The organism is uncultured Mycobacterium sp. (assembly GCF_964249325.1).
In the GTDB taxonomy this organism is placed as follows: Bacteria; Actinomycetota; Actinomycetes; order Mycobacteriales; family Mycobacteriaceae; genus Mycobacterium.
The window spans coordinates 1-7119 of sequence record NZ_CAXUCH010000219.1; the positions used below are offsets into that span (position 1 = coordinate 1).

At 66.7% G+C, this 7119-nt stretch carries 7 protein-coding genes; 2 read left to right on the plus strand and 5 right to left on the minus strand.

What is annotated here, in order from left to right:
• Together ACFE99_RS20445 and ACFE99_RS20450 are read left to right on the plus strand one after the other, a co-directional pair.
• Positions 1 to 948: Zn-ribbon domain-containing OB-fold protein (locus tag ACFE99_RS20445; RefSeq protein ID WP_375488239.1), on the plus strand; the 948-nt coding region annotated here is incomplete at its 5' end.
• Positions 945 to 2105, plus strand: coding sequence for a beta-ketoacyl synthase N-terminal-like domain-containing protein (locus ACFE99_RS20450; protein ID WP_375488240.1), 1161 nt, complete (start codon positions 945 to 947; stop codon positions 2103 to 2105). The genes ACFE99_RS20445 and ACFE99_RS20450, both read left to right, overlap by 4 nt.
• A gap of 90 nt (positions 2106 to 2195) precedes the next feature.
• On the opposite strand, the gene ACFE99_RS20455 is transcribed toward ACFE99_RS20450, so the two are convergent.
• From ACFE99_RS20455 to ACFE99_RS20475, 5 genes are all read right to left on the minus strand, one after another.
• Positions 2196 to 2933: a FadR/GntR family transcriptional regulator gene (locus ACFE99_RS20455; RefSeq protein ID WP_375488241.1), complete on the minus strand. Its 738-nt coding sequence runs from the start codon at positions 2931 to 2933 to the stop codon at positions 2196 to 2198.
• A gap of 94 nt (positions 2934 to 3027) precedes the next feature.
• Complete coding sequence (locus ACFE99_RS20460) at positions 3028 to 4170, minus strand: acyl-CoA dehydrogenase family protein (protein ID WP_375488242.1); 1143 nt, start codon at positions 4168 to 4170, stop codon at positions 3028 to 3030.
• Positions 4171 to 4191: 21 nt separating this feature from the next.
• Positions 4192 to 5154: an acyl-CoA dehydrogenase family protein gene (locus tag ACFE99_RS20465; RefSeq protein WP_375488244.1), complete on the minus strand. Its 963-nt coding sequence runs from the start codon at positions 5152 to 5154 to the stop codon at positions 4192 to 4194.
• Positions 5154 to 6365, minus strand: a complete 1212-nt coding sequence (locus ACFE99_RS20470; RefSeq protein ID WP_375488245.1) for an acyl-CoA dehydrogenase family protein — start codon at positions 6363 to 6365, stop codon at positions 5154 to 5156. Before ACFE99_RS20470 ends, ACFE99_RS20465 begins: the two co-directional genes overlap by 1 nt.
• Before the next feature lie 62 nt (positions 6366 to 6427).
• Positions 6428 to 7119: SDR family NAD(P)-dependent oxidoreductase (locus tag ACFE99_RS20475; RefSeq protein WP_375488243.1), on the minus strand; the 692-nt coding region annotated here is incomplete at its 5' end.

Here is a 7119-nt window from a genome sequence, read left to right on the forward strand (position 1 = left end):
TCCAGCTCGGCGAGCCGGGTCCGCAGTACGGGCACCGCGGTCGGCGGCGCGGCGGCACTGATCGGCGCCGGCGGCGGCGGGGCGACCCTGTCGGCGACCGCGCGCCAAAACCGCAGCCTGCCCACCGTGACGCGCCACGACGACGGGTCGCGCCAAAGCTATGTCGATCCGCGGCTGCAGCGAGAAGTGGGGGTCAAGTCGACGCTGCAGCGCCTGGAACTGAGCGGGAGGGCCGAGGTCGCTGCGGTCGCCGGAACCACGGCCGGGCAGCTCGGCGACACTGTCGACACGTCGAACGCCGTTGACGATCCCGCAGTGTCGGCCACGGCGGTGATCCGGTTGATCGCCGACGCGATAGAACAGGGGCGGGCCGGGCTGGTGGTGGCGATCGAGCAAGCCAGCATCACTGTCGCCGAGCTGAGCTCCGGCGCTCACCGGACCCACATCAGCCGCGACGAGCCGGCGGCGAACGAGCTGCCCCAGCTGCGGGTCAGCGAAGGTGTCGGCATCCCGATCTCGCTGCCTGCCTACGCGCGCGCTTTCGAGCCGAAACTGCGCTGGGAGGCCGCGGTTTTCGACAAGCGCGCGGGTGTCGATGAGGCACCGTTGTTCCCCCCGCGCGCCCGCGTCGACTCCGGCGGCACGTTGGCACCTCACTACCAGCTGGTGCCGCTGCCGCGCACCGGCACCGTCTACACGCATACCACGATCCAGATTCCGGTGCCCGACCTGCCCAGCCCCTACTCGCTTGCGCTGGTTCAGCTCGACGGCAGCCCGGTGCGGGTGCTACTCAAGGTGACAGGTGTGCCGCCCAGCACGGCGAGCATCGGTCAGCCCGGAACGGTGGTGCTTCGCCGGATCGCCACCCGCGCGGGAATCCCCGACTACGGATACATGTTCTGGCCGGGCAAGCCCGCTACCACATCACCTGAAGGAGCGCTGGCATGAGGAACGTCGCGATCGTCGGCGCCGGAATGACGCCTTTCGCCGAGCACTTCGAGCTCGGCATCAAAGACCTGGTGCCGATGGCCTACGCCGAGTGTGTGGCGCATGTGGACAAGGGCATCGACAAGTCGGAGATCCAGGCCGCCTGGTTCGGCGAGCTCGCCACGACCGACGGGTTTCCGTCGGGCATCCTCGCCGACACGCTCGATCTCACGGAGATCCCGGTCAGTCGGGTCGAAAACGCTTGCGCGACAGGCAATGACGCGATCCGTCACGGTGTGCTGGCCATTGCCTCCGGCCTCTACGACGTGGTGCTGGTGGTGGGCGCCGACAAAGTGCGCGAAACCGCGTCGAATACCACGTTTTGGGACTGGGCGGCGATGACCCGCGACAACGCCTGGGATTACCCGCTGGGCTTGGTGGCGCCCGCCAACTTCGCGCTGCACGTCAACCGCTATCTACATGAGTCGCCGGCCACCAAGGAGCATCTGGCGATGGTGGCGGTCAAGAACCACTTCCACGCCGTGAGGAACCCGAAAGCCCAGCTGCGGTACGAGATCACCGTCGAGCAGGCCCTCAACGCGCCAATCGTCGTCGACCCGTTCGGGCTCTACGACTGCACCCCGCAAAGTGACGGTGCCGCAGCGGTGATTCTGGCCGCAGAGGACGTCGTGGACCGCTACACCGACCGGCCGGTGTGGGTGCGGGGCGTAGGACTCGGCGTCGATCGCGTGATGCACCAGCACAAAAAGGATATGACCACGTTTCCCCCGACGGTCAGGGCGGCGAAGGCCGCGATGGCGATGGCCGGGGTGACGCCCGCCGATATCGATGTCGCCGAGGTGCACGACTGCTTCACCGGGGTGGAGCTGATCAGCTACGAAGACCTGGGGTTCGCCAGCCGTTTCGAGGCGTACAAGCTCATCGAGGCCGGCGAAACCTATGTCGGCGGCTCGATTCCGGTCAATCCCAGCGGCGGGCTGAAAGCCAAGGGTCACCCGCCGGGGGCCACCGGGGTTGCTCAGTGCTACGAGCTGTTTAACCAGCTGCGCGGCGAGGCCGAAAACCAGGTCGACGGCGCCCGAGTCGCTTTGGCGCACAATATCGGCGGGCCGACCGCGGTGTCGGCGGTGACGATCCTGGCCAGCCAGAAGGGTTAGCCACTTTTCGCGGCGCCGCTGCTGCCGAGGTCGCCGGCTCAGCGCCCCCCGATGACCAGGGCCCGCTTCGACGAACCAGGGTGCGATCGGTCATTCGAGGAGGTCGACGACCGTGGACAGCTCCGCGCCCGAGAGCACGTATTCCTCGGCCTTTTGCAAATGGCGGCTCCACAGCGCAGCGGCCTTGTCGGCGTCGCCCGCCTTGATCAGATCGACCAGCATCTGGTGGGTCTTGTGGGCGCGCCGCCCGGCCTGCTCGCCGCGCTGGTCGGTGGTGGGCTGCAGCGAGCGGTTGGCTTTCTCGATGATGTGATACAGCATCGAGCTGATGATCTCCAGAGTCTTGTTGCCGGACAGCCGGGTAATCGCGGTGTGAACTTCGGTGCGGATGTCGACTCCCTCGCTGCCGGCCAGTTCGGCCTCTTTGGCCAGGATTTTCTCCAGTTCGGCGATGGCCTTGGACGGTCGCTGCTTGGCCAGCTGCACCACCATCGGCGTCTCCAGCGCGGCGCGCGCATCGTAGACGTCCTTCAGCGTGACGGCCTCGAACTCCAGGATCAGACCGGCGTAGCGGGCAAGCGTTTCTCGCTTCGGGCGGCTGACCCGCGCGCCGCCGCGAACGCCGCGCTGAACTTCGATCAGCGACTCCGATTCCAGCACCCTAAACGCCTCGCGCAGCGTGGGGCGTGACACCCCGAACCGCTCGATCAGCTCGGATTCGGGTGGCAGCATGGTGCCTTCGGCAATTTCGCCCCGGATGAACATTCGGCGCAACTGCGCGGCCACCCGGTCGGCCATCTTCGGCTCCCGCAGATTGACGACCTCCATGCTGACCCTTTCCTCGGCGCCTGCTAAACAACTAACTAGTTGACAGGTTAGCCGATCTTGGCCGCGGCGCCCGAAGTCGTCGGAGTCAGTAAGGTCAGTAGCCCATGGCGCGGCCCATCAAATCCTTCATGATCTCGGTAGTTCCTCCATACAGCCGCTGGACGCGTGAATCGCGCCACAACCTCGCGACCTCGTATTCGTTGATGTAGCCGTAGCCGCCGTGCATCTGCAGGCAGCGGTCGACAATCTCCCACTGCACCTCGGTGGTCCACCACTTCAGTCCGGCGGCGTCCTCGTCGCTGAGTTCGCCGTCGTTGGCTGCCAGCACGCATTGGTCCAGATAGGTTTGGGCGGCGTCGAGCTTGGTTTGCATCTCGGCGATGAAGTGGCGATTGACCTGGAACTTACCGATCGGTTGGCCGAACGCGCTGCGTTCGGCCGCATAGGCCTTGGTCAGCTCCAGCGCGCGGCGCGCCATCGGCAGCCCGTAGCAGGCGATGCCGAGCCGTTCGGTCGCCAGGTGCGAGACCAGGTGGTAGAAGCCGCGGTTGAGCTCTCCGACGAGGTTTTGCTTGGGGACGACCACATTGTCGAAGAACAGCTCGGCGGTGTCGGCGGAGTGCTGGCCGATCTTGTCGAGCTTGCGGCCACGGGTGAAGCCGTCCATGCCGTCCTCGATCATCAGCAGGCTGATGCCTTTGCGGCCGGCGGCCGGGTCGGTCTTGACCGCGGTGAGCACCAGCGTGGACAGCAGCCCGTTGCTGATGAAGGTTTTCTGGCCGTTGACCACCCAATGATCGCCCTCGTCGCGCGCGGTGGTCTTGATACCGGCCAGATCCGATCCGGCGGCCGGCTCCGACATCGCCATCGACCCGATGAACTCACCGGAGATGAACTTGGGCAGCCAGCGGTCCTTTTGTTCCTCGGTGGTGAGGTCGGTGAGGTAGGGGACCAGGATGTCATTTGCCACGCCCAGGCCGATGCCGACCGAGCCGGTGGCAAAAAACTCCTCGGAGAGCACCTGGTTGAAGCGGTAGTCGGTGACGCCCAGCCCGCCGTACTTCTCGGGCAGGGCCCAGCCGATCAGTCCGTGCTCACCGGCCGCCCGCCACGCCTGGCGGCTGACCTTGCCCTCGCGCTCCCACTGCTCGGTGTATGGGGCGCATTCGCGTTCGAAGAACGCCCGCGCGGTCTTGCGGAAATCGTCATGGACCTGGTCAAAGATATTGCGGCGCAAGGACTACCTCCGGTCAACAAATCAGCCGCACACCACGATGGGCGGCAGCGGCTGGTCGGTAGTGCTGAAAAGATGTTCGGCGAGCCCTGTTTCGAGCTGGCGGTAGGACCCGCACAGCGAATCGACCTGCACACCGCGGCTTACGTAGCGGTGCAGGACGTGTTCGGCGGTAAGGCCGATAGCCCCGAACACCTGCATCGCGGTGCCCGACACCGCGCGGTGTGCGCGCCCGGCGGCCGCCTTGGCGGCCTGCGCCGAAACGTGTCCGCCGTAGCGCCAGGAGTGCTCCAGCAACGAACGCGCGCCTTCCACGGCGGCGCAGGCCTCGGCCAGGGCGTGGCGCAGCGACTGAAACGAACCGATCGGCACACCGAACTGGATGCGCGTGTTGGCGTGCTCGACCGCCAGGCGCAGGATCTGCTCGCTGATCGCGACCAGTTCGGTGCCCAGCGCGCGCTGCGCTGCGGCCACCGCGTGCGGCCAGGCCTGCGAAGCCTCCACCAGCTCGGTAGGCGCCGGCCCGCTCACGCGGGTCCACTGCACGGTGGTGTCGAAGGTGTCGAGGCGTTGGGCGTGTAGGCGTTGGGCGTCCACTACGCCCGCCGACACTGTCGCACTTGGTCCGGTCACCGCCACGACCACGCGGTCCGGCAGCGGGCCCAACACGATCCCACTGACCTGGTCGCCGTGCGAGGCCGGCGTGCAGCCGTCGCCGGCGCTCGGCAGCACAATCGCATCGGCCGTATCGTCGAGCGCGCCGGTGAGTTCGGCCAGCATGACGCGGTCCAGGCAGTCAGTCTGGGCAAGCGAGCGGCCCTGGGCCTGAAACAACAATTCGCAGGCTTCAACGGGGTACTCGGATTCGATGTCGGACCAGCCCAATTCAGTCAACCGGGGACCGATCACGGTGTGTTTGCCGGCAATCTCGTCGAACAGCCGGAACACGGCCTGTTCGATCATGGGCCAGGATTCGTCGCTGGGCATCATCGCGCTCGGCCCTCCTTCGGCAATCCAAGGATGTGGTCGGCGACGATGCCGCGCTGGATTTCAGCGGTGCCGCCCATGATCGTCGCAGCGCGCGAATACCACCATTCGGCGCGGCTGGTGTCCAATTCAGCGGCGCCGTCGCCGTTTTCGCCGGTCACCAACCACGGGCGCTGCAGGTCGAAAATCAGGTCGTTGACGTCCTTTTCGGCGCGGCTGAACAACAGCTTGTCGATGCTGCTTTCGGGTCCCACGGTCTGACCGGAAGCCAGTTTGCGGACGGTGACCGCCGAACGGGCCTGGGCTGCCAGCAAGGAGACGTAGACCCGGGCAAACCGCTCACGATCGGCGGCGCCAGCCCCGTTGTCGGCGATGCTTCGCCGCAGCCGGCCGAGCTGGCCCAGCAGCTTGGTGGCCACTCCGTAGCCGTACATCCCGCGCTCGTACTGCATCAAAAACATGGTGACCGCCCAGCCGCCGCCGACCTCACCGACAACCCGCTCACGCGGCACCCGCGCGTCGTCGAAGAACACCTCGGCCAGTTCGCGGCGCCCGCTGGCCAACGCGATCGGCCGGATCGTTACCCCGGCTGTGTCGGCGTCGACGAGGAACATCGTCAAGCCGCGATGCCGGCTCTCCGGGGCGCCGGTGCGCGCCAAGACGAGCAGCCGGGCGGCGGTGGGGCCTTGACTGGACCAGATCTTTTGGCCGTTGAACACCCAGCCGCCGGCGCCGTCGTCGCTGGCCCGCGTGCGCAGCGCGGCGAGGTCGCTGCCCGCCTCTGGCTCGGAGAAGCCCTGGGCCCACCATTCGGCACCGCACAGGTAGCGGGGCAGACACTTCTCGGCCAGCGGTGGCGCGAACTTCACCAACGCCGGCCCCAGCACTTCCAGGCTCCAGTGCTGTGCGGGAATCGGCAGCATCGCGTGGGCCAGCTCCTCGAAGTAGACCGCGCGGTGAATCTCGTTGCCGCCCAGCCCGCCTGCGCTTTGCGGCCAGCCGTAGCGATTCCATCCGGCCTCATACAACCTCGACAGCACTGAGGCGTCATGAGCGATGGATTCTTCAGCGCTGTCAAACGCAGCCGACCGCCATCGGTGCACCCAGTCCTGGTCGACCAGGTAGCGACGCAGGTCCTGGCGATACAGCGCCGGCTGCGCCACGTAGTCGGGCTGCTGTGGGTCAACCGCGCTGTTCACCGGCCCCTCCAAAAAGCTAAACAATTAGCTTGATTGATAGTAGAGCATATGTGGGGCGGCACGGTCGCGGGCTCTCACGTGCTGGGCAGGGGACCGGCGAGCCCTCGCGGCGAAGTGCCCCACAACCAGCTGACCGCCTGGCCGATCTCGGAAAACGCAAGGCTGTTTTCGTCTTTGGCGTAATAGCAGCGCGGTGTCTCGGTGAAGCCCTCGATGCGAGTGAGCTTGTGCCCGCTGATCCGCAGGATTTGTCCGGTCAGCCAGGACGCCTCCGCCGATTGCAGCCAGGCGACGACAGGCGAGCTGCGGGCGGGATCCATGGCTGGGTCGTCGACGCGGTCGGCGAAGACCTGTGCGCTCATCCTGGTGACGGCCAGCGGTGATATCGCGTTGGCGGTCACCCCGTAACGGCGCATCTCCAACGCGGTCACCACCGTCAGATTTGCGATAGCGGCCTTGGCGGCGCTGTAGGCGCTTTGACCGACGTTGCCCCAAAGCCCTGCCCCGGAGACGGTGTTGACGATGCGCGCGTCGACCGGGCGGCCTGCTTTGGCTTGGGCGCGCCAGTAGTCGCAGGCGTGCTTGGTGGCCGCGAAGGTTCCCTTCAGGTGCACGGCGATGACGGCGTCCCAGTCGGCCTCGCTGGTGCCGGTGATCATAGCGTCGCGGACGATGCCGGCGTTGTTGACCACACCGGTCAGGGTGCCGAAAGTCGACACCGCAGTGTCGATCATGTCGGCGACGTCGTCCCAGGCGGTCACCGAGC

What these genes read in the sequence shown, in the direction of transcription:
- ACFE99_RS20465 (WP_375488244.1), bottom strand. Translation starts at nt 5,154, where the DNA reads ATGCCCAGCGACGAATCCTGGCCCATGATCGAACAGGCCGTGTTCCGG.
- ACFE99_RS20455 (WP_375488241.1), bottom strand. Translation starts at nt 2,933, where the DNA reads ATGGAGGTCGTCAATCTGCGGGAGCCGAAGATGGCCGACCGGGTGGCC.
- ACFE99_RS20450 (WP_375488240.1), top strand. Translation starts at nt 945, where the DNA reads ATGAGGAACGTCGCGATCGTCGGCGCCGGAATGACGCCTTTCGCCGAG.